Genomic DNA, 20,945 nt, shown 5'->3' with positions numbered 1-20,945 from the left:
GATAGACATTTATTTTAGCAAAAGACGGACCGTCAATCAAGACGAGGATGAGAGACGTTTCGGTGTAATGCGAATAATCTCCAACCCCTTCGGCCCGTTGGCCTTGACTTTTCCTTCTCTGTCCACAGTCAGCTGAATATCCGTCTCTCGAATGGCATCGACCAGACTCGCATCGCCATAGATTTCTACGTCGATCTTTTTCGGCACATTAAACTCGCTTAGGTTGACCCCGGGAGCCGAAGACATATTGTTCGTCGACACCTCCAGGGTACGGCGCGAGGATTCCTTTTTCATATAGCGCAACAAAATCGATTCGTCGGGATTGACCAAGTGAATACCTTCGGGTACGACCAGCTCGATGGGCATGGCGTTTGTATTCATCAGTTCCACGGGATCCACCGGGCGGGTGAGAATGCGTTCGATTTGATCGATGGCCTCGGTGTCTCCTGTAATGGTCACGCTCGGCGGCGTGAGAATGGCGCGGTCTCGATTAAATTCCGCTCCGCCGTCGTCTTTATAATTGATTTCGATGGGCACGCTCTTCGCCTTGGATATGGCGGCTTGTACGCCTACCGTATTGGGCGTAATCTCGAGGCCCGCAATGACATTTTTGTTTTGATCCAAAGCCGCAAGTTCTACGGAAGAAACCACCGTGTCCTTGGCGCCGGTGACGGGAATGTAACCGGCAACGGAATGCACTTTGTCCACGGATTTTTTCGGTCCCTTTACGGATACCTCTTCTTGATTCACCGTAATTCGATCAAGAACCATCCCTTCTGCCGGCTGGCCCTTTGCCGTGACGGTGACGGGCTTTTTCACCGTAACCATCTCATCGACGGCAATGGTAATGGCTGTGGGATTGGATTTTTTAATTTTCAAGCTTTCGTCGGACAAGCGGAAGTGAATGGGCAGCCGTTGCGAGCCGGGCTGCACTTCCCCCAGATCCACATAGGCGGAAATATCTTCTTCTTTTAAGCCGATGATGGCGCTGCGATTGCCCGAAATCACGATATTCGTGGTGTAGACGTCGTTTTTCAACAGCTCCATCCCCGCTTCGCGCATGGTGGATTGATTCCTCAGCTCCACCTCCACATTGGTGAAATCTTTCGTAATCACCGGATCGATTTCCGTAATAATAAAGAACCAGAGCAGGATGGCGAGAATAAGGGAGAAGATTTTCGTAATCGTGTCCCGATATGTCGCTATGAAATTTAAATATTTTTCACGCATTACACGACCCCCTCATCGTTTTCGGGAAAATAAATGGCCCGCAACATTTGCTCCAAGGTGGATAAGTCCAAATGGCGATTGATCTGCCCGTATTCGGCCACGGAAATAGATCCCGTTTCCTCGCTGACCACAATGGAAAAGGCGTCGCTTTTTTCGCTGATGCCGATGGCGGCGCGATGGCGCGTGCCCAATTCCTTGGACAGCCCCTTCTCTTCCGTCAAGGGCAAAAAGCAGGCGGCGGAAATAATTTTATCGCCGTTAATGACCACCGCTCCGTCGTGAAGAGGCGTATTGGGAATAAAAATATTGATCAAAAGGCCAGAGGACAATTCGCCGTAAATACCGGTTCCCGTTTCGATAATTTCGTTTAGACCGGTCTTTCTTTCGATGACCATCAGAGCGCCGATTTTTTGGCGAGACAACGAAGCCACGGCGCTGATGATTTCCTTAATGGTGGACTCATCCCGCGATTGGCTAAAGACAAATCCTTTTCGCAGGGAACTATTGCGACCGATAAACTCCAAACCCCGGCGAATTTCCGGTTGAAAGACGATAAACAGGCCGAGAAAGCCCCATGTCAACATGCTCTTTAAAAGGTAATTGAGCATGTAAATTTGTAAAATTTCGCTGATTTTTGTAAGGAGCAGGACCACGACGATGCCCTTGCTTAATTGCTCGGCGCGGGTACCCTTAATCAGCTTAAAGAGCCAATAGATGATCACCGCGACGATGGCGATGTCGATGACGTCCTGAATCCGCAGCATCGATAAAGTTTCACTGATCCATTGCATGGTGATCCCCCTTCCTGAAAATGTAGCTTGTAGCCGAGGCTACAAAAAGAAATAAACCGACGGCCATGACGCCGTCGCCGAGACTCATGACTCTTGGCGATGTCATTGGCGAAGAAAAGGCAAAGCGATCACATAAAAAGCGCAGGCGCGTTCCCTCGTTGGCCAGGCCGTGGGTTAAGACGCGACCTTCGCTGATCAGGGCGAGGGCCCTCTCGTCGCCGATCTTTAACAGGGCCGATGCCTCCACGGGCATGGCGCCGTTTAAGGCGACGACCACGGCATTTAACAAAAGGCCCATGCCGGTGCAAGTATAACCCGGGTGGCGACCCAAGAGGCATCCCGCGGCCATGAGAAAAAGAGCGAGGCCATGAAGGACCGAAAAGTGCGCCGCCACAAAGGATGAGGATGGCGCCGTCTTCAATGAAAACAGAAACAAAACGGCGCCAAAGCCTGTCAAAATTAAATTTTTAAATCGCGGCTCCTTTAGAAAGGTTTTGTTTTTCCAGGACAGAAGCAGCCCCGCCAAAACGCCTAAAAGTATCGCTTCTTTCGTCATTCTTCACCTACAAAAAATGCGCTCTCCTTAGAAAGCGCATTTGACTTGATTATTCTTCGTCTTCAGATTCTTCCGCTTCAACTGCTTCTTCAGCTTCAGCCGGTTCAACAGGTTCTTCAGCTTCAGCCGGTTCGGCGGTTTCGAGTTGACCGAAGTTGATCAAATCGCCGATTGCCATGGAGAAGTTTTCTTCTTCGGGCTTAACTTCCACTTGCGGTTGTTCTCTGCGACGGGGTTTTTGCTCTTTCTTTCTTTCGCGAGGAGCTTGCTCTTCTTCGCCGCCCGGTTGAAGGGCTTTCATGGAAAGAGAAATCTTCTTGTCGTCGAAGTTAATATCGGTGACGCGAACATCGATTTCTTGACCGATTTCTAAAACATCAGACGGTTTTTCGACGTGTTGTCTGGAAATTTGAGATACGTGCAACAAGCCGTCTACGCCGGATTCCAAGCGAACGAATGCGCCGAAGTCCAGAATGTTTACGACGGTACCTTTTACGTCGTCGCCGACTTCTACGGTGCTGACGAAGGTATCCCAGGGTTTTTCAGTAGTTTGTTTTAAACCGAGGGCGATGCGGTTCTTTTCTTCGTCGATCTTAAGAACCAATACCTTGACGTGTTCGCCGGGGCTTACGACATCGCTGGGATGTTTTACGCGGTTCCAGGAAAGTTCGGAAATGTGAATCAATCCGTCTACACCGCCAACATCGACAAACGCACCGAAGTTCGTGAGACGTTGTACAGTACCTTCGACGAATTCGCCTTCTTGAAGGGTGCTGTAAACTTCTTTACGCTTTTCTTCGATTTCGCTTGCTTCCAAGTTTTTACGGGAAAGGACGAATTTTCTTCTGCCCTTATCGAAGTCGATGATTTCGCATTCCAAATCTTGGTCGACGTATTTGCTTAAATCTCTTTGGAAACGTACGGAAACGTGGGATGCGGGAATAAATCCGTTTAATCCGTCGACATCACAGGTTAAGCCGCCTTTAACGACATTGGTGACGTGAGCGACAACCGTTTCGCCGTTTTCAAATTTTTCTTCCATTTCATCCCACACCTTCATGTTTTCCACACGTTTGTAGGATAAAACGACATTACCGTCTCCATCGTCCATTTTCATTACGTAAACCTGAATTTCATCTCCTTGGTTGAAGATTTCACTCGGTTTTACATTGGGATCGTTGGACAATTCATCTCTGGAGATAATGCCGTCTGCACGGTAGCCGATATTGACCATAACTTCGTCATCGGTTACGTACAAAACTTCACCATCGACAATTTCACCGCGACGTACGCGAGTAAAAGAGTTTTCGATGGCCTCCATCATTTCATTGTTCATTTCGTCCCTGTTCATATTATCCATTCTACTAACAGCCTCCTTGATTACCGAATCCGGAGTGGATGCTCCGGCGGTAATACCAATTTTATTGAATTTTTTAAATGGACGTAGATCGAGTTGATTTATGGTTTGAATATGATAAACATAATCGCAATGTTCTGACGCAATCTTTACGAGCTTTTTCGTATTTGCACTATTCTTACCACCTATAACGAGCATACAATCCACATGAGTAGCCAACATGCGACAGGCATCCTGACGGTCGTTTGTGGCTTTACATATGGTATTATACCTTAAAATCTCGCCGGAGGAAACACCTTTTAGCCTTTCTTCCGCATTATCTACGATTTTCTTGGGATTTGTCGTCTGAGATACGAGAGCTATTTGCTCTTTTTCTAAAATCGGCAGCTCATCCACCTCTTCCGCCGAGGAAATAATATATACCTCGTCGCCGTAAGAGGCGATGCCTTTAACCTCAGGGTGATCTTTATCGCCGACGATAACCACGGGTATGCCCTTGGCGTTATTTTCTTCGACAATGGTATAAATCCGCGACACAAAGGGGCAGGTGGTATCGACGATGCGGTTTCCCTTTTCAGCCAGCGCCGCCTTCATCGCCTTCGTCGTGCCGTGGCTTCTCGTAATCACCGTGGCACCCGTGGGCAGATGATCTTCGTCGATAAGCTCCACGCCTTTATTGCGTAAATCTTCGTTGACTTGAGCATTGTGTACCAGCTCGCCTAAAATCTTCACGTCGTCGTAGGCTTTCGCCGCTTCAAAGGCACTTTCCACGGCCCGCTTCACGCCGCCGCAAAAACCGTAACAATCACTCAATATGACTTCCAAGGTAGCTTCTCCCTTCGTAAATAGTTTCCATTAACGCGCGCATGCGCTTTTCGTAGGCCTCTTCCGTCAGCTTTTCCTTTTCAAAGGGAATGGGCTCTCTGAAAATATAGCGCCGCTTGTGAAAGAGCTTGTAGTCTCCTTCGATGTATAGAGGCAGGATCTCCGTTCCCGTGCGGGTGGCCAAGAGGATGGTGCCGGGCTTCGCCTTGTCGTAATCCACGGATTTAACCCGCGTCCCTTCGGGGAAAATGCCGATGATCTCATTATTTTTTAAAGCCCGCATGGCGATAATGGTGCTCTTGGCATCGCTGTGGTCCCGATCCACAGAGATGGCGTCGACGCCGCGGAGGATATGCTTCACCACCGGCGTCTCGAAAAGCTCGCGCTTGGCCATCCAACGAATCTGTCTCGGAAATAAAATCGAGACGAACATGGGGTCCCAGTTGCTTTTGTGATTGGCCACCAGCAAGTAGGCCTTATCTTCCAGAGACGGCATATTAATGACCTCATAGGGATAGAGGATTTTTAAAAGCCATCCCGTAATAATCTTGATGAAATTATAAAACATGGTCCTTCTCCACATAGCCCGCCATGGTGTCCAGCACTTCCCCTTCGCTCATATCCGTGGAATCCACGAGAACGGCATCTTCCGCCTGTTTCAAGGGAGCCACGGCGCGATTTTTGTCTCGCTCGTCTCGAGCGTGTATGTCGGCTTTGATCTTTTCAAAATCCACGGACTCGCCAAAGGACAGGCGCTGTTCGTAGCGCCTTCTCGCCCGCTCTTCTTCAGAAGCCGTTAGAAAGAATTTCACATCCGCCGAAGGGAGTACCACCGTACCGATATCTCTGCCTTCCATGACCACGCCGCCTTTTTCCGCCAAGCGCCGCTGCAGAGACAGGAGATAATCACGTACCGCCGGATCTTTGGACAGTTGGGACGTCTTTTGAGAAATGGCTTCCGTGCGAATTTCATCGCCTAAAGCCTTGCCGTTTAAAATGACGGAACCCTTTTTAAAGTCGATGGTCTGCTGATCCGCCAGGCGCAAGAGGGCGTCTACGGACAAATCTTCCTCTTCCCCGACGGCAATATATGCCAGGGTACGATAAAGGGCCCCGGTATCGATGTATTCGTAGCCCAAGCGCTCGGCAAGAGCTTTTGCTATGGCGCTTTTACCCGCTCCCGAAGGGCCGTCAATGGCTATGGTCTTCATTTGCTTCCTCCTCCCCCGCACACATGCCGGCTAAGTAGCCGGTGGAAAATGCGATCTGTAAATTAAAGCCCCCGGTGGGGCCGTCAACATCCAAAACTTCACCGCAAAAATAAACGTCTTTGGCCCTGCGGCTCTCCATTGTCGACGGGTCCACGTCCTTAACGTCGACGCCGCCGGTGGTAATGATCCCCGTGTTTTCGTTAAATAGGCCCAGGTAATGCAGGGGAAAGTTTTTTAAGGTGTGAACCAAAGCCCGGCGCATCTCGGCCGTCAACTGATGGCACGGCAGATCTTTCGGCACCTGCGCCTCATCCAGCACCGGCTCGATTAATGATTTCGGCAAAAGATGTTTCATCATGGTGTGGATGGCTCGATTCGGATTTTCATTTATTTCCCGCAAAAGCCGTTTGTCCAGCACCTCGTCGTCCAGGGCCGGCTTTAGATCCAAACATAAATCCACGTCTTTTACGCGATTGATCTTTGAGGAAATGCTCAAGACGATGGGCCCGCTAACGCCGAAATGGGTGAAGAGCATTTCGCCGAAATCCGTAAAGGTCCCCGCTTCCGTTTTCGCCGTGAGCTCTACATTTTTTAAGGACAAACCCGACAACATCTCTAAGTAATTTTCTTTCAGTCGCAGCCCCACGAGACCCGCCACGGGCTTGACCACACCCATGCCGAAATCTTTCGCCCATTGGTAGCCGTCGCCGGTGGAGCCGGTGAGTCGATAGGTCATGCCCCCCGTCGCCACGATGACTCTGTCGCCGTGGATCGTGCCCTTATCGGTCACTAGGTCGTAGCCCTCATCTGCGTAACGAATGGCTTTCACCGTGGTGTTCAAACGAATGTCCACTTTGTTTTTTCTCAGCTCTTTTTCCAAGGTCTTGATGATGTCCGAGGACTTGTCGCTTTTGGGAAATACCCTGTCCCCACGCTCCACTTTCAAAGGCGTGCCGCGGCTTTCGAAAAAATCCTTCAGCATGGCGCCGGTAAGGCTGTAATAAGATGAGTACATAAAGCTTGCGTTTCGATTTAAGCACTCAAAGAAAAAGGGATCGTCGCAGTCGTTACAGAGATTGCAACGTCCCTTTCCCGTAATAAACAGCTTTTTGCCCAGCTTTTCATTTTTTTCGATTAAGGTGACCTCCGCCGTCTCCGACGCCTTTGCAGCGGCCATCATGCCGGCGGGTCCGCCTCCTATGACGAGTATCATTTAACACCTCGCGATGCCTACCCAATAGGGCGGGCAATGTTTCTGATTGGGAAAGGTGATCTTGTTCACCTTAAATTTCTTTTGATCGAGCTTTGCGAGCATCTCTTCGATGCCTTCGCTTTCGATCTTCCCCGCCTCGTGACCGGGGTAAATCGAAAGGCTGATCATGGCGCCGGACTTCATGGCGGAAAGGATGATTTCCAAGGTCCGCTTCGTAGAAGACCACAGGGTGGTAATGTCCTTGTCGCCGCCGGGCAAATAGCCCAGATTCATGACGAAGGCATCCACGGAATCGATATCGACGTAATTCGCCAAAGCTTCGTGGCTGTCGCAGATCAGGCGCACATTTTTTATGTCCTGCTCCCTTAAAAGGGCCCGGGTCTGTTCGATGGCGGCGGGTTGAATGTCCATGGCCACCACGTCCCTCGCCCGCTTCGCCGCAAACAAGGTGTCTTTCCCCTTCCCCGCCGTGAGATCCACGACCAAGTGGTCATGTTTTAAAAAGCATTCCAGCATGACATGGGACCAAGCCACGGCGGATGTGGGCATTACTTCCATGACTTCAGCATCCGAATTTCTTTTTCACGCAAGGAGCGATACTCCCCTTTGCCCAGCTGGCCCAGCTTTAAGGGACCCATTTGAATCCGCTCCAGCTCCACGACCTCTGCACCGACAGCTTCAAACATGCGGCGAATCTGTCGGTTTCGCCCTTCGTGAATGGTACATTCCAGACGGGTCTTTGCGTTTCTGTGCTCGAGAATTTTAAAGGTCGCAGGCGATGTCATGCCGTCTTTTAATTGAACGCCGGAGGAAAGCTTCTTCGCCGTATCCTCGTCGATAACGCCCTTCACCGTGACCCGATAGGTCTTCTCCAGCTCGTATTTCGGATGGAGCAAACGCTGGGTCAGCTCCCCGTCATCGGTTAAGAGCAAAAGCCCCGAGGAATCCATATCCAGTCGCCCCACGGGATAAAGGCGACGGCCTTTCGCCACGGGCACGATGTCCAGGACTGTCTTGCGGCCCTTGTTGTCGTCGGCAGTGGAGACCACGCCCCGCGGCTTGTTTAATAAAATGTAATGATTGCTCTTCGGTATGCGCAAAAGCTTTCCGTCCACGGTGACTTTATCATTCTCCTCCACCTGCACGCCCTGCTCGGTGACGGTTTCTCCGTTGACCTTCACGCGGCCGGCTTCGATGATCTCTTCGCATTTTCTGCGGCTGGCGACGCCGGCATGGGCCATAAATTTTTGAAGTCTCATGATTCTTCCGTCTCCTCTTCCTCTTCCGCTTTCGGCAAATCTTCTAAATGGGACAGGCCGAATTTTCGCAAAAATGTCTCCGTGGTGCCGTAAACCTTCGGTCTGCCGGGAATTTCCATGCGACCGAGGACGGTAACTAAATTAATGCGCTCTAAGCTTTTCAACACCTGATCGCAGCGCACACCCCGTATGTCTTCGATCTCTGATTTTAGCACCGGCTGCTTGTAGGCAACGATGGACAGGGTTTCCAAGGCCGCGTTGGATAAGCTTTTCGTCCGGGTCTTTTTCGCAAACTCGCTGATGGCATCAAAAAGTTCCGGCTTGGTGGAAAGCTGGTAACTGTCTTCCACACGGACCAGGCGCAAGCCTCTGTCCTCGGCGGAAAGATCCTCTTGTAATTCAGTTAAAACCGGCCGAAGCTCCTTCGCCGTGACATTTAAGGCTTCCTGTATTTCTTTTTCGGAAATCGGGTCGCCCCAGGCGAATAGCAGGGCCTCCAATTTAGCTTTCAGATCCATGTACCATTCCTTTTTTTATCAGCACAATATCTTTCCCCTCTTGCTTGCAGGAGATTTTTTCGAGCTTCATCAGCTCTAATAGAGTGAGAAAAACCGTGACGATTTCGATGCGGCTTTCCGCATCTTCCATCATGCGGAAAAACCGCGGCCGTTCCCACTTGCGAAAGGCGGCTTCGATTTTTTCCGTCGCCTGCTTGAAGCTGAACTCCGCCGCGGGGATTTTTTCCAAAGAGCGTTGGGCGGCCTCGTGAATTTCGAAGCGGAGCATGACCTCTTTAAAGGCCTTCGCCAAGCGGGACGCATCGCCTTCGGCCATGAGCTCCTCCTCGGAAAAATCGGAGAAGTCTTCCTGCTTCTTGTAAATGGCGCCGTCCTCAAAAGCGGCCATTTCGTCAAGCAATAAGCTCGCCGCCTTGATGCGCTTGTATTCCACAATGCGCTCCACGAGGTCTTTGCGCGGGTCCTCTTCTTCCTCCTCTTCTTCCATCACCGGCTTCGGCAGAAGCATGCGGCTTTTAATGGCGAGGAGGTAGCTGGCCATGGCGAGAAAATCCACCATGGAATCCAAAATCGGTCCCGTCATGCCGTCCATATAGGACAGAAAATCGTCGACGAGGACGTGGATTTGAATATCGTAAATGTCCATCTCCCGCTTTTTTATAAGCTCCAGCAAAACCTCCATGGGCCCGGAAAAAGAGCCGTAAACTAATTCGTAACTCATGAGACGAGTACAATCCCTAAATTAACGAAGAGATCGATAAGCCCTTGTACCGCCGGCCCGATGACACGGGGAATAATTCCGGAAACCACGCCTAAAAATAAAATCCAGTAGAAGTATTTTTCGTAGCGGTAGAAATTATATTCCGCCTTGGGCGGCAAGAGGGATGCCAGCACCTTCGATCCGTCCAAGGGCGGCAGGGGCACGAGATTGAAGACGCCGAGCATGGCGTTGTACCAAAGAAAGTGCAAAAAGAAATTACTGATGACGAAATTATGCTTCGACGTCCACACGAAGAATATGGCGCCGATAAGGGCGAAAATAAAATTCACCGTCACCCCTGCAAGGGACACGAGGATGGTTCCCTTCTTTCGATTCTTGTAGTAGGAGGGATTAATGGGCACGGCCTTCGCCCAACCGAAACGAAAGACGATCATAAACAAAAGCCCGATGGGATCGATGTGATCCAGGGGATTTAAACTTAAGCGGCCGTCCCGTTTCGCCGTCTCGTCGCCTAAGAGATAGGAAACGTAGCCGTGGCCGATTTCGTGGCCGACGATGGCAATGATTAATGCCGGTATCGACCAGATGTAATTACTTATGTCCATAATAAACCTCGTCTATAATTAAAGGCTCCACGGAAACCGACTCGTCGGAAAAACGGACAATGGATAAAAAGCGCTCCGCCAGCTCTTCGAAGGGGCGGTTCTTTCCGCCGTAAAAGGTAGCCAGCACCTCGCCCTTCTTCACCCGGTCCCCGCGCTTCTTATGCAGGTACACGCCGGCGGCCATGTCCAATTCGTCGTCCATGGTCACCCGTCCCGCGCCCAAGTCTCTGGAGATAATGCCGATTTCGTGGGCGGGCAAATGGTTAAGATAGCCATCTCTTTCGCTGATGACGTCGAAGGATTTTTCCGTCTGCGGAAAAATAGTCGGATCGTCGATGACGGCGTCGTCGCCGCCTTGGTTCTTCACGAAGGCTCTGAATTTTTCAAGGGCTTTTCCGTTTGCGATTAAGGCTTCCACCTTTTCGCGAATGGCGTCCATATCTCCACCTTCCGCCAAATGAATCAGCTTCGTAGAGAGGGTGATGCAAAGTTCTGTCAGGTCCTCGGGGCCCTGTCCCTTTAGGGTGGCGATGGCTTCTTCCACTTCCAGGGCATTACCTACGGCGCGGCCCAAGGGCTCTTCCATGGCCGTTAGAATGGCCAATGTCTTGCGTCCGAAAGATTCGCCGATGGTTACCATGGTTTCCGCCAAGGCACGGGCCGATTCTTTATCTTTCATAAAGGCGCCGTCGCCCACCTTTACATCCAGGAGAAGGCAGTCGCCGTGAATGGCCAGCTTCTTGCTCATAATGCTCGATGCGATTAAGGGAATGGAATCCACCGTAGCCGTGGCGTCGCGCAGGGCGTAGAGCTTCTTGTCCGCCGGCGTAATATTCGCCGTCTGCCCGGCGACGGCCATGCCGATGGCATTGGTGGATGAGACGATTTCATCCATACTTAAATCCACACGCAGACCGGGAATGGATTCCAGCTTGTCCAAGGTGCCGCCGGTGTGGCCCAGGCCGCGGCCGCTCATCTTGCCGAAGGGCAGGCCGTAGGCGGAAAGAATGGGGCCGACGATGAGTGTGGTCGTATCGCCGACACCGCCGGTGGAGTGCTTGTCCACGACGGTGCCTCGAATGGAGGATAGATCCACAGTGTCGCCGGAGTCGATGATGGTGCGCGTCAAATCGGCGATTTCATCCTTGTCCATGCCGGAAAAGTAAATCGCCATTAAGAGGGCGCTCATTTGGTAATCTTTTACCTCGCCGGAAAGATAGCCGGCGATAGTGTTCTCGATTTCTTCTTTTGACAGGCATTCGCCGTGTTTTTTCTTTTCGATAACTTCCAGTACGCTCATATTAAATCACCTCGATGGTCTTGGTCACCAGTGCCTTAAAGTCGTCGGCGACGCGAGCGGAAATCTCGATGACTTCCTCATGTTCCAAGGGTTGATCCAAAATACCCGCCGCCATATTGGTGATGCAGGAAATGCCGATAACCTTTACGCCGCGGTGATTGGCGATGATCACTTCAGGCACCGTGCTCATGCCTACGGCATCGGCGCCTAAGATGCGGGCCATGCGCACTTCCGCCGGGGTTTCGTAGCTGGGGCCGGTCATGTACATATAAACGCCGGATTGATGCTTGATCTTTAATTCCGCCGCCACGGATTCCACCAGAGCCTCCAACTTTCCGTCGTAGGCATAGGACATGTCCGGGAAGCGCTCGCCCTTGCCGTCGTTGGGACCGATCAAAGGGTTCTTGCCGTTGAAATTAATGTGATCTTTGATAATCATCAGGTCGCCGGGTTCAAAAGCTTCGTTGACGCCGCCGGCGGCATTGGTCACGATTAATGTCTTTACGCCCAGCTCGCAGAGGATCTTTGTCGGAAAGACCACATCGTCCATGTCCACCCCTTCGTAAAAGTGGATGCGGCCCTTCATAGCCACGATATTCTTCCCCGCCAGGGTGCCGAAAATCAGCTCGCCGCTGTGGCCTTGCACTGTGGATTGTTTAAATCCGGGAATGTCTTTGTAGGGAATGGCCACGGCGTTTTCGATGGATTCTGCAAAATCGCCTAAGCCGCTTCCTAAAATAATGCCGATCTCCGGACGGATCGTCGTTTGTTTATTTAAGTAATCAATGGTTTGATTCATTTTTCTCTCTCATTTCTTTTACGGCGTAAAGCCCGATAATGGTTTTCGCGTCCACAATTTCGCCCAGCTTAACCATGCGCAGGGCCTCGTCCAAGTCCATATAGACGACCTCCAAATCTTCCGTATCGTCTAAGTGCATTTCCCCGGGCGTGGGGTTTTCGCAATAAAAGATATGGATCTTTTCATTGGTAAAGCCCGGCGATGTGTAAGCTTCCAGCAGGAACTCGGCGGATTCCGCCACGAGGCCCGTCTCCTCGGCCAGCTCGCGAATGGCGGCTTTCATGGGATTTTCGTTGTGTTCAATAAGACCGGCGGGAAGCTCCAGCAAATACTTTTTCGTCGCGATGCGGTACTGCCTTACGAAAGGAATCAATCCGCCTTCGCAAAGAGCCACCATGGTGCAGCCGCCGCCGTGTTCCACCACTTCTCTCTTGCCGTAGCGTTGGCCGTCCAGCTCCACGGTATGGCAACGCAAGGTTACCACCTTGCCTTCATAAATTTTTTCGCTGCGTATAATGCGCTCTTCAGAAATCATAAAACCTCCTAAATCCGGTTTTGTAGCATTTCACGTGCCGTGTCTCGGGTCTTTTCCGTGTCTTCGCCGCTGATCATGGTGGCGAGCATGGCGATCCGCTCTTCCTCGTTTAACTTTTGAACGTAGGAAATGGTGCGGCCCGCCTCTTCCCGCTTTTGTATGCGGTATTGGCGATCGGCCCGCGCCACCACTTGGGGCAAGTGGCTGACGACGATGAGCTGCCGGTCCTTCGACAGGCGCTTAATCTTCTCCGCCACGACTTTAGCGGTCTTACCGCTCATGCCCGTGTCCACTTCGTCGAGAATAAGAATTTCCCGTTCGTCTAATTCGGCAAATATACTGATAAAAGCTAAGAAGATGCGGCTGATTTCACCGCCCGATGCGATGTCCGCCATGGGCTGCAAATCTTCGCCCTTGTTTGTGGCGATGAGATAGCAGATGCCGTCCATGCCGTCGGCGGAAAGGGACTTTTCGGAAAAATCCACTTTAAATGCCGCACCGTGAATGTCCAGCTCTTCCATTTCCCGGGCCATGCGCCCCTCCAGCTGACGAGCCGCATCCATGCGCCGCTTTCGCAAGCTGTGGGACAGAGCCGTCGCCTGTTCCTTCTTTGCCTCCAATTCTTTTTTCATGGCTGCCGTGACCTGTTCGTAATCGTCGATGAAAGCGAGGCGCTCCCGACTTTCTTCCAAAAAGGCCTGAATCTTTTCGTAGCTGTCGCCGTATTTTCGCTTCAAGCGGTTAATGGCGTCCAGCCGCTCCGTAATTTCCTGCAGGCGCTCTGGGTCGTCGTCGAAATTTTCGCCCTTGTCCCGCAAGCTCTGGGCCAAATCCTGAAAGCCGTAGCGAATGTCTTCGAAGCTTTCGAATAAATCCTTGAAGCCGTTGTCGTTTTGTGTAACCTTCTCCAAGGCTCCGCCGTAGCGATCCAGAAGGGAGCGAATACCGCCTTCTTCATAGGCCAGCTGATTCATTTCCTGCAGTAGGGCCAAGGTTTCCGTGTGGCTGTTTCTCGCGCGAAATTCCTCGGCCAGGGCTTCGTCTTCCCCTTCTTCCAGGGCCAGTGTTTCGATCTCCTCGATCTGATAGCGCAGCAGATCCCCTTCCCGCGCCATGGCCTGCGGATCCTTCACTTCTTTATTGAGCCGTTCCTCAATGGCCCTGTATTCGGCGTATACCTCACTTAATTTGGCGAGATTTTTGTTTTGGTCTTCCCCGCAAAAGCGGTCCAATAGCTCCAGCTGAAAACTGGGCTTCATAAGAAAGCCGTTCTCGCCCTGTACGCCTGAGAGAGCCATGATGCTCCCGAATTCTTTTAAGAGGGCGTTGGTAACGATCTTGCCGTTGATTTCGGAAAGGGAGGGCCGATCCCGATAGAGGCTTCGCTCCACGATGATCACGTCTTCAAAAGGAATATTATTTTCCGCGAGAAAATCCAGCGCCTTCTTGTTTTTCGTCACAAAAACGCCCTGAATCGACGCCTTTTCCGCGTCTTTACGAATCATATTCTTTTGCGCCCGCGCGCCGAGAATCAATCCCATGGCGTCCATAATAATGGACTTCCCCGCGCCGGTCTCCCCGGTTAAAACGGAAAAGCCGTCGTGAAATTCCATGGACGAATGATCGATAATGGCGAAATGATCGATTTGAAGGCGTAAAAACATTTAGCGGAACTCCTCCCCGGACGCCCGTACCACCGCTTCGATATCCACTTCAGCGGCGGCGTCGGCATCCTTCGTCATAAGCATTAAAAACTCCGTATTCCCCGTCGCGCCTTGTATGGGCGAATAGGTCAACACTTCGGGATACATACCCAGCCCCGATACCAGCTCATACATTTTATTTAAAACATCCACATGGACCTTGGGATCGGACACGATGCCGCCCTTGCCCACCTTGTTCTTGCCCGCTTCGAATTGGGGCTTGATCAACGCGGCGATTTTTCCGTTATCGGACAGATAGCTCACGGCCTTGGGCAACACCAACTCCAGGGAAATAAAGGACACGTCGATGGAAATAAAGCCCATGGCATCGTCGAGATCCTCCCGGTCGAGATAGCGCACATTGGTGCGTTCCATGACCACTACCCGCGGATCCACCCGCAGGGAGTAGGCCAGTTGATTGTAACCCACGTCCACGGCGTAGACTTTTTTCGCCCCGTGGGACAACATGCAATCGGTAAAGCCGCCGGTGGAGGAGCCGATGTCCATACAGACTTTTCCCGTGAGATCGATGCCGCAGTTTTCGATGATTTTCTCCAGCTTAAAGCCCCCGCGAGAGACGTATTTCAAGCTGTGGCCTTTAACCGTTATGTCCGCATCCGTATCGATCATCTGCCCGGCCTTGGCGATGCGCTCCGTGCCGATAAAGGCTTCCCCCGCCATAATCATGGTCTTGGCTTTTTCCCGGGAAGGAGCCAGATTCTTTCTTACTAAAAGGACATCTGCACGCTCTTTCACGCCATCACCTGTCCCGTTTCAAAATTTTATCGATCAAGGCTTCCGTCTCTTCGAATCGGCCGACAGAAGCGAGCAGCTCTAAACATTCTTCCGTGTATTTCGCGGCTTTCGTCAAGTAGTCCTCGGGGTCCACCTCGGCGCCGTCTTCTTCCAAGTCGAAGTAGTCGTCTTGAAATTGATAGCTCAGGCCCAGGGTCTCCCCTACGCGATACAGGATGTCGTTGGCTTCTTTCGATTTTCCCGCCAAGGCGCCGGCCATGGCGAAGCAGGCACCTAAGAGGGCGCCGGTTTTTCTCTTGTAAATGGCCTCGTCCCCGGACGATGCGCCGACGCGAATATCCAGGACCTGTCCATCCACCATGCCCACGGTGCCCGCCGCCTTAAATAAATATTTCATGGCGTCGATGCCCCCGGAAGGTTCCTGAGATGCCCCTTCTGCAGCAAGCTCCGCCGCCTGCGACAGTAAGCCGTCGCCGGCGAGAATGGCCAGGGCTTCGCCGTAAGCTTTGTGGCAGGAGGGCTTGCCCCGTCTGAAATCGTCGTCGTCCATGGCTGGCAAGTCGTCGTGAATCAAACTATAGGTGTGGATGGATTCCATGGCGACGGCAAAATAAAAGGCCGCGTCGCCTTCGTAGCCCAAATCCTTGAGGACCGTAAAAAATAGCGTGGGGCGTATGCGCTTGCCTCCCGTAAACAGGGAGTAGAGCATGGCTTCCTTTAGTTCCTCGGCGGCCGAGGGGATCGCTTCGTAATAAGCTTTCAGCCGCTCATCAAATTTCGTCATCGCCATCGGCATCCTCCCTTTCCGTCAGCACGCGAACCTTTTGCTCCAGCCCCTTTAAATCTTTCTCAAGCTCACGATAAAGAGCCGTGCCCTCTTCGTAGAGCTTTACCATCTCTTCCAAAGACAGGTCGTCGTTTTCCATTTTCTCGACGATTTTTTCCAGTTGATCCGATTTTTCCTTATAATTCATGACCGTTCCTTTCTATGGAGAGGACGCGGGTTTCGATGGACCCGTCTAAAAGATCGACGGACAACACGTCGTCGACCTTCACCTCTTTTGCCGAGCGTATGTATAAATTTCCCAGGCGAACCCGCGGCTTCGCCCGCTCTTTTCCTAAAGCTTTTATGCGATTGTCGAGGGCTTTTAAGTCCCCGGTCGCGGTTTTTACGGCCAAGGTCGCCGCCCGAGCCATGCGCTTTTTCTGAAGGGCCAAATCCAACCCTTCTCTTTCAGCTCGCGCCTGTAAATTCACGGCCTTGATGCGAACGCCATAGCTCTTTAAAGCTTGCTCTTCTAAATTAAACGCCTGCTTTAAATGAAAATCCAAGCGCTCTTTCAGGGCCTTTTGCGCCAGGCGCTTATTCATAATGGCATCCAAGGACACGGTTTGATAAAGTCGGTGGGCAAGGCCTTCCGTCCGCCGCTTGCCTTCCTGTATAGCGAGGGTGAGGGCGTGATTCATGGAACGCAGCTGAGAACGGGCCGCGGCCAATAGATCGTCTCTGTGGCAGACGATGAGCTCCGCGCCGTGAGTGGGAGTCGCCGCTCGCACATCGGCCACGTAATCACAAAGGGTGGTGTCCACCTCGTGGCCCACGGCGGAAACCACCGGGTGGCGCCGCTCGGCCAAGGTGCGGATCAATGTTTCGTCGTTAAAGCAAAATAAATCCTCCATGCTGCCGCCGCCGCGGGTGATGAGGATGACATCCACGTCGTCCCGTTCGTCCAATCGCTTAAAGGCGCGGGCAATGGACTCGCCCGCTCCTTCCCCCTGTACGAGAGTCGGCGATACGATGACGGAGACGGCGGGATTTCGATTGGCCGCCACCTGCAGAAAGTCGTGTAGAGCCGCTCCCGCCGTACTGGTGACGACGCCTACGGTTTGAGGCTTTTCCGGCAGGGGCATTTTTTTGTCCATATCAAATAGACCTTCTTTGCTCAGAAGGTCTTTTAATTTTAAAAAAAGTTTGTAAAGGGCGCCTTCACCTGTAAGCTCCATGGTCTTGGCAACAAATTGCAGCCGACCGGAAGGCGCGTAAATGGCGACGGATCCCATCATCTCCACTTCCATACCTAATTGGAAATCGAGTTCCATGGCTTCGGCATCGTCGTGATACATGATGCAGTCCATGCGGGCCTTATCGTCTTTCACGGTAAAGTAGACGTGGCCGCTGGCAGCTTTTTTTATCTCCGCCAGTTCGCCCTTTAAAAGCACGTGATTCAATAAGTAATCCGTCTTTAAAACTTTTTTCGTATATGCAAGTAACTCGGATACACTAATGGGATTCATGGCCGCCTTCTCGAAGAATATAGCCTAAGATGCCGTTGACGAAGCGCGCGCTGTCGGAAGAGCTGTACATTTTTGCCAGATCCACGGCTTCGTTAATGGAAACCGCAGGCGCAATATCGTCGTGATAGACGATTTCCGCCACGGCCACGCGCAAAATCGACAGATCCACCGCGGCAATGCGACGAATGGATCCGTCTTTTAAGTGATCGGCAATAATTTTGTCGATGGCCTCTTTGTTGTCGACAATGACTTCCACGCTATTGGTAATGTATTCCTTCTCACCGGCGGTGAAGGGAATATTCGATTCGTCTTTTAAGCGATCGGCCAAGATCTTTTCACTAAAGACGTGGCGATACATCTCTTCGACCTCGCCCTTTTCCCATTCGCTTTCGAAAAAGGACTCCGCCACATCCATGGTAAATTCGTCTCTATGATCCATGGCAAATAAAATTTGCATGGTTGCAATTCTAGACAGTTTTCTGCTCAACGAAATTCCTTCCCTGTTACATGGATTGTTGTTCGTGGGCGCGTACGCCGTTAATGTGGACGTTCACGGCGGAAATATCCAAATCGGTCATATTGCCCAGACTTTCCTTGACGGCGTCTTGCACTTCTTCCGCCACTTCCACGATATTGCGTCCGTATTCCACGACGATGGAAATGTCTACGACGCTCGTCGCTTCGTCGGCCGTCACTTTCGTCTTGGACGGGGTGCGACCGGGAAGAAAATCGCCGATTTCTCTTTTCGTCGTATAGCTGTTATATACGCCGTCGACGCGCAAAGCCGCTTCCTGTGCGATGCGGGTAATGACGTCGTCGGCAATTTTTACATTGGAATTCCCCGAAGGGTCAACAAAATATTTTTCAACCATTTCTGCCTCCTATTTTCCCTATTATACCATAAACCGAGGGCCCGAAAAAACCGCCGCGGGCCTTGCCTATGGTTTTAAAATCTTCCCGAGAAAACTCCTCCGGTGCCCCGGCGTGGGACCCATGGCGAGAATGGCCTCCCGATGTTGCTTCGTGCCGTAGCCCTTGTGCTTTTCGATGCCGTAGCCGGGATAAGCCTCGCCCCACTCGATGCACAGGCGGTCCCTGAATTCCTTCGCCAATATAGATGCACAGGCGATGGTATAGGACAGGTCGTCTCCGTGAACAATCGCCTCTTGATTACAGTCCAGATCCATGGTTTCCGCATCGATTAAAAACAGAATGCGCTTGTCGGGAAATTTCTCCAGAACCTCTTCTGCCGCCTCTTTCATGGCCAGGCGCGTGGCCTGTTTAATATTCACGGCATCGATGACATCGGGGCTCTTTCTCGCAAAGGTGTAAAAAATCGCTCGCTCCTTAATGCTCGCTTCGATGAGGGCTCTTTTCTTCGGAGACAGCTTTTTTGAATCCGTGACTCCCGCGATGGCTTCGTCCAGGGGCATGATGACGCAGCCGGCCACCACGTCGCCGAAGAGACAACCGCGGCCCACTTCGTCGATGCCGGCGATGTAATCGTAGCCCTCATTCAGTTTTTCCAAATCAAAATGAAGATCGGTCATGAACACCTTCCAAGCTGATTCGTCCCCATTTGCCGCTGCGGAACTCGTCCAAAATCAAATGGGAGACCTTCGTGTAGTCGATTTCGCCGCCGCGAATCAAGCAGCCCCGCCGCTTGCCGATGGCATCCATGACCGCCACGGAATCGTCGTAGGTTTCGGTGAGATCGTAGCGCTTCGCCATGGCATCGCTGAACTTTTCCATGGCTTCTTTTACCAGTTCGAAGGCCAGGGTTTCCACGTCCATAATTTCGTCCTTAATGGAGCCCGTGTAAGCCAAATGGCGACCGCGTATGGGCGGATCCAGCTTGGGCCAGAGGACACCGGGCGTGTCCAGAAGGTCGAAGGCCTTGTGATGGCGAATCCACTGATTGGTCTTTGTAATACCCGGCCGATTGCCGATGGCGGCGGATTTTCTCCCCGCCACCTGATTGATAAAGGTGGACTTGCCCACATTGGGGATCCCCGCCACCATGACGCGGAGCTTCCGCTTCTCCATGCCCTTTTGCGCCTCTTTTTCCCTGAGGCCTGTGACGGAATTTTCCAGTGCTTCCGTCAGGCGCTTCTCGTTGATCTTCGACGTAGCGGACCAAGCGATGGCGGAGGTGCCTTCACGACCGTTGAAGTAATCGATCCAACGTTCCGTCTCCTGCGGATCGGCCAGATCCGATTTATTTAAGAGCATAAGCACGGGAATGGATGTGAGCACCTCGTCTAAAAGGGGATTGTAGCTGCTGATGGGAATGCGGGCGTCGAGCAAAACAACCGCTACGTCACACTGCGCCTTCATGCTCTTCAGGGACTCGATGGTTTTTTTCATATGCCCCGGATACCAGTTAATGTTCATCGTCCACCTCTTTTCTAATTATGGCATCGACTAATTTAAACGCGCCGTATTCTTCCGGCGGTTCGTCGCAAATTATATCCGCCGACGCCTTCACATCCTCCGGCGCCGACGCCATGGCGATGCCGATGCCGGCATGGGCGATCATGGCCTCGTCGTTTCGATCGTCGCCGACGACGATCATTTCCTCGGGAGCAATGTTTTTCAACTCGCCATAGGTGCGAAGGCCGCGCCATTTGTCGCTGCCCTTTCCGATGATTTCAAAAAGGGACAATTTGGGATCCCGGCTCTTTAATAAATGGGCGGTAAGACCTCCCTCTATGATCACGGGCTCGCGAATTAAATCTTCGTAGACATCCGGCGTGGCATAGCCCGCTACGGCGAGGACGTCTTCTTTTAATAGCTCGTCCAGGCTCATTTTTTTATACTTGTTTTCGTAAAAGACCACGTAAGACGCTTCCCGCTCCGTCTGCTCGAAAAGGGTGACCAAATCGTAGCCCTTGTGGTAACTGTCCACGTGAAAAATCGGATGAAGGCCCCTAGCTTCAATGGCCTCGGTCAGCGGACGTATCACCGCCTGGTCGAAGGCGTGTTTGTCCAAGGTCTCCTCGGAATTTTTGTAGCGAATCAAATTTCCGTTGTTTGAAATCAGGGCGAGCTCATCTTTATAAGGGGCCAGCTCGCTTTTTAATGAGCGGTAAGGCCGCCCGCTGGCAATCACCGTTTCGATGCCCAGCTCCTTCCACCGGTGAATATACTTCACCATGGTTTCGTCCACGGGCTGTTTTCTCGCGGCCACGGTCCAGTCGTAGTCCAATGCAATTAAACGAATCATAATCCTCCAGGAATAAAAGAGCGACTCATTGAGCCGCTCCCGTAG

At 51.8% G+C, this 20,945-nt stretch carries 25 protein-coding genes; all 25 read right to left on the bottom strand.

Annotated features, from left to right (window positions below; all coding sequences use genetic code 11):
• Positions 1-36: 36 nt before the first annotated feature.
• The 25 genes from BN7444_RS07890 to BN7444_RS07775 all read right to left on the bottom strand — a co-directional run bounded on the left by BN7444_RS07890 (position 37) and on the right by BN7444_RS07775 (position 20,900).
• Entirely contained in the window at positions 37-1,230 is a 1,194-nt protein-coding gene (locus BN7444_RS07890; protein WP_068457983.1) for a CdaR family protein, read from the bottom strand.
• Positions 1,230-2,021 carry a diadenylate cyclase CdaA gene (gene cdaA / locus BN7444_RS07885; RefSeq protein WP_068457981.1) on the bottom strand — a complete coding sequence of 264 codons (792 nt, stop codon included), beginning with the start codon at positions 2,019-2,021 and terminating at the stop codon, positions 1,230-1,232. Before cdaA ends, BN7444_RS07890 begins: the two co-directional genes overlap by 1 nt.
• On the bottom strand, positions 2,005-2,577 hold the full coding sequence (locus BN7444_RS07880; protein ID WP_068457979.1) for a DUF5317 domain-containing protein: 573 nt from the start codon (positions 2,575-2,577) through the stop codon (positions 2,005-2,007). The genes cdaA and BN7444_RS07880 overlap by 17 nt, the downstream gene beginning before the upstream one ends.
• 49 nt (positions 2,578-2,626) lie before the next feature.
• A complete protein-coding gene (locus BN7444_RS07875) occupies positions 2,627-4,759 on the bottom strand; it encodes a bifunctional 4-hydroxy-3-methylbut-2-enyl diphosphate reductase/30S ribosomal protein S1 (protein ID WP_068457977.1) in 2,133 nt (710 codons plus the stop codon).
• Positions 4,740-5,327: a lysophospholipid acyltransferase family protein gene (locus BN7444_RS07870; protein WP_068457976.1), complete on the bottom strand. Its 588-nt coding sequence runs from the start codon at positions 5,325-5,327 to the stop codon at positions 4,740-4,742. The genes BN7444_RS07875 and BN7444_RS07870 overlap by 20 nt, the downstream gene beginning before the upstream one ends.
• Positions 5,317-5,970, bottom strand: a complete 654-nt coding sequence (gene cmk / locus BN7444_RS07865; protein WP_068457973.1) for a (d)CMP kinase — start codon at positions 5,968-5,970, stop codon at positions 5,317-5,319. Before cmk ends, BN7444_RS07870 begins: the two co-directional genes overlap by 11 nt.
• Positions 5,951-7,183: a BaiN/RdsA family NAD(P)/FAD-dependent oxidoreductase gene (locus BN7444_RS07860; RefSeq protein WP_068457971.1), complete on the bottom strand. Its 1,233-nt coding sequence runs from the start codon at positions 7,181-7,183 to the stop codon at positions 5,951-5,953. The genes cmk and BN7444_RS07860 overlap by 20 nt, the downstream gene beginning before the upstream one ends.
• Complete coding sequence (gene mnmM, locus BN7444_RS07855) at positions 7,184-7,741, bottom strand: tRNA 5-(aminomethyl)-2-thiouridylate-methyltransferase MnmM (RefSeq protein ID WP_082941318.1); 558 nt, start codon at positions 7,739-7,741, stop codon at positions 7,184-7,186. It lies immediately after the preceding gene.
• Complete coding sequence (locus BN7444_RS07850; RefSeq protein WP_068457968.1) at positions 7,732-8,442, bottom strand: pseudouridine synthase; 711 nt, start codon at positions 8,440-8,442, stop codon at positions 7,732-7,734. The genes mnmM and BN7444_RS07850 overlap by 10 nt, the downstream gene beginning before the upstream one ends.
• Positions 8,439-8,960, bottom strand: a complete 522-nt coding sequence (scpB, locus tag BN7444_RS07845; protein WP_068457967.1) for an SMC-Scp complex subunit ScpB — start codon at positions 8,958-8,960, stop codon at positions 8,439-8,441. Before scpB ends, BN7444_RS07850 begins: the two co-directional genes overlap by 4 nt.
• A complete protein-coding gene (locus BN7444_RS09175) occupies positions 8,944-9,681 on the bottom strand; it encodes a segregation and condensation protein A (RefSeq protein WP_082941317.1) in 738 nt (245 codons plus the stop codon). The genes scpB and BN7444_RS09175 overlap by 17 nt, the downstream gene beginning before the upstream one ends.
• Positions 9,678-10,286, bottom strand: coding sequence for a site-2 protease family protein (locus BN7444_RS07840; RefSeq protein ID WP_068457965.1), 609 nt, complete (start codon positions 10,284-10,286; stop codon positions 9,678-9,680). Before BN7444_RS07840 ends, BN7444_RS09175 begins: the two co-directional genes overlap by 4 nt.
• Positions 10,273-11,586 (bottom strand): thymidine phosphorylase, encoded by a 1,314-nt coding sequence (locus BN7444_RS07835; RefSeq protein WP_068457963.1) that lies wholly within the window; start codon positions 11,584-11,586, stop codon positions 10,273-10,275. Before BN7444_RS07835 ends, BN7444_RS07840 begins: the two co-directional genes overlap by 14 nt.
• 1 nt (position 11,587) lies before the next feature.
• A complete protein-coding gene (locus tag BN7444_RS07830) occupies positions 11,588-12,385 on the bottom strand; it encodes a purine-nucleoside phosphorylase (protein ID WP_068457961.1) in 798 nt (265 codons plus the stop codon).
• Positions 12,369-12,920, bottom strand: a complete 552-nt coding sequence (locus BN7444_RS07825; protein ID WP_068457959.1) for an NUDIX hydrolase — start codon at positions 12,918-12,920, stop codon at positions 12,369-12,371. The genes BN7444_RS07830 and BN7444_RS07825 overlap by 17 nt, the downstream gene beginning before the upstream one ends.
• 8 nt (positions 12,921-12,928) lie before the next feature.
• On the bottom strand, positions 12,929-14,584 hold the full coding sequence (recN, locus tag BN7444_RS07820) for a DNA repair protein RecN (protein ID WP_068457957.1): 1,656 nt from the start codon (positions 14,582-14,584) through the stop codon (positions 12,929-12,931).
• Positions 14,585-15,379, bottom strand: a complete 795-nt coding sequence (locus BN7444_RS07815; RefSeq protein WP_068457954.1) for a TlyA family RNA methyltransferase — start codon at positions 15,377-15,379, stop codon at positions 14,585-14,587.
• 4 nt (positions 15,380-15,383) lie between these two features.
• On the bottom strand, positions 15,384-16,169 hold the full coding sequence (locus BN7444_RS07810) for a polyprenyl synthetase family protein (protein ID WP_068457952.1): 786 nt from the start codon (positions 16,167-16,169) through the stop codon (positions 15,384-15,386).
• Positions 16,150-16,353 (bottom strand): exodeoxyribonuclease VII small subunit, encoded by a 204-nt coding sequence (gene xseB / locus BN7444_RS07805; RefSeq protein WP_068457950.1) that lies wholly within the window; start codon positions 16,351-16,353, stop codon positions 16,150-16,152. Before xseB ends, BN7444_RS07810 begins: the two co-directional genes overlap by 20 nt.
• On the bottom strand, positions 16,343-17,674 hold the full coding sequence (gene xseA, locus BN7444_RS07800) for an exodeoxyribonuclease VII large subunit (RefSeq protein ID WP_068457949.1): 1,332 nt from the start codon (positions 17,672-17,674) through the stop codon (positions 16,343-16,345). Before xseA ends, xseB begins: the two co-directional genes overlap by 11 nt.
• A complete protein-coding gene (nusB, locus tag BN7444_RS07795; RefSeq protein ID WP_135122065.1) occupies positions 17,661-18,161 on the bottom strand; it encodes a transcription antitermination factor NusB in 501 nt (166 codons plus the stop codon). The genes xseA and nusB overlap by 14 nt, the downstream gene beginning before the upstream one ends.
• Positions 18,162-18,177: 16 nt before the next feature.
• The gene (locus tag BN7444_RS07790; RefSeq protein WP_068457946.1) at positions 18,178-18,546 is read right to left on the bottom strand and encodes an Asp23/Gls24 family envelope stress response protein; all 369 of its coding nucleotides are present in this window, start codon (positions 18,544-18,546) and stop codon (positions 18,178-18,180) included.
• A gap of 66 nt (positions 18,547-18,612) precedes the next feature.
• Complete coding sequence (locus tag BN7444_RS07785) at positions 18,613-19,224, bottom strand: ribonuclease HII (protein ID WP_068457944.1); 612 nt, start codon at positions 19,222-19,224, stop codon at positions 18,613-18,615.
• The gene (gene ylqF, locus BN7444_RS07780; protein WP_068457942.1) at positions 19,205-20,068 is read right to left on the bottom strand and encodes a ribosome biogenesis GTPase YlqF; all 864 of its coding nucleotides are present in this window, start codon (positions 20,066-20,068) and stop codon (positions 19,205-19,207) included. The genes BN7444_RS07785 and ylqF overlap by 20 nt, the downstream gene beginning before the upstream one ends.
• Positions 20,058-20,900 carry an HAD hydrolase family protein gene (locus BN7444_RS07775; protein ID WP_068457939.1) on the bottom strand — a complete coding sequence of 281 codons (843 nt, stop codon included), beginning with the start codon at positions 20,898-20,900 and terminating at the stop codon, positions 20,058-20,060. Before BN7444_RS07775 ends, ylqF begins: the two co-directional genes overlap by 11 nt.
• Between the last annotated feature and the right edge of the window lie 45 nt (positions 20,901-20,945).

The sequence above is a fragment of the Peptoniphilus pacaensis genome (assembly GCF_900088125.1).
In the GTDB taxonomy this organism is placed as follows: domain Bacteria; phylum Bacillota; class Clostridia; order Tissierellales; family Peptoniphilaceae; genus Aedoeadaptatus; species Aedoeadaptatus pacaensis.
The sequence above is the reverse complement of the archived record's forward strand: the minus strand, read 5'-3'. Positions and strand labels throughout refer to the sequence as shown.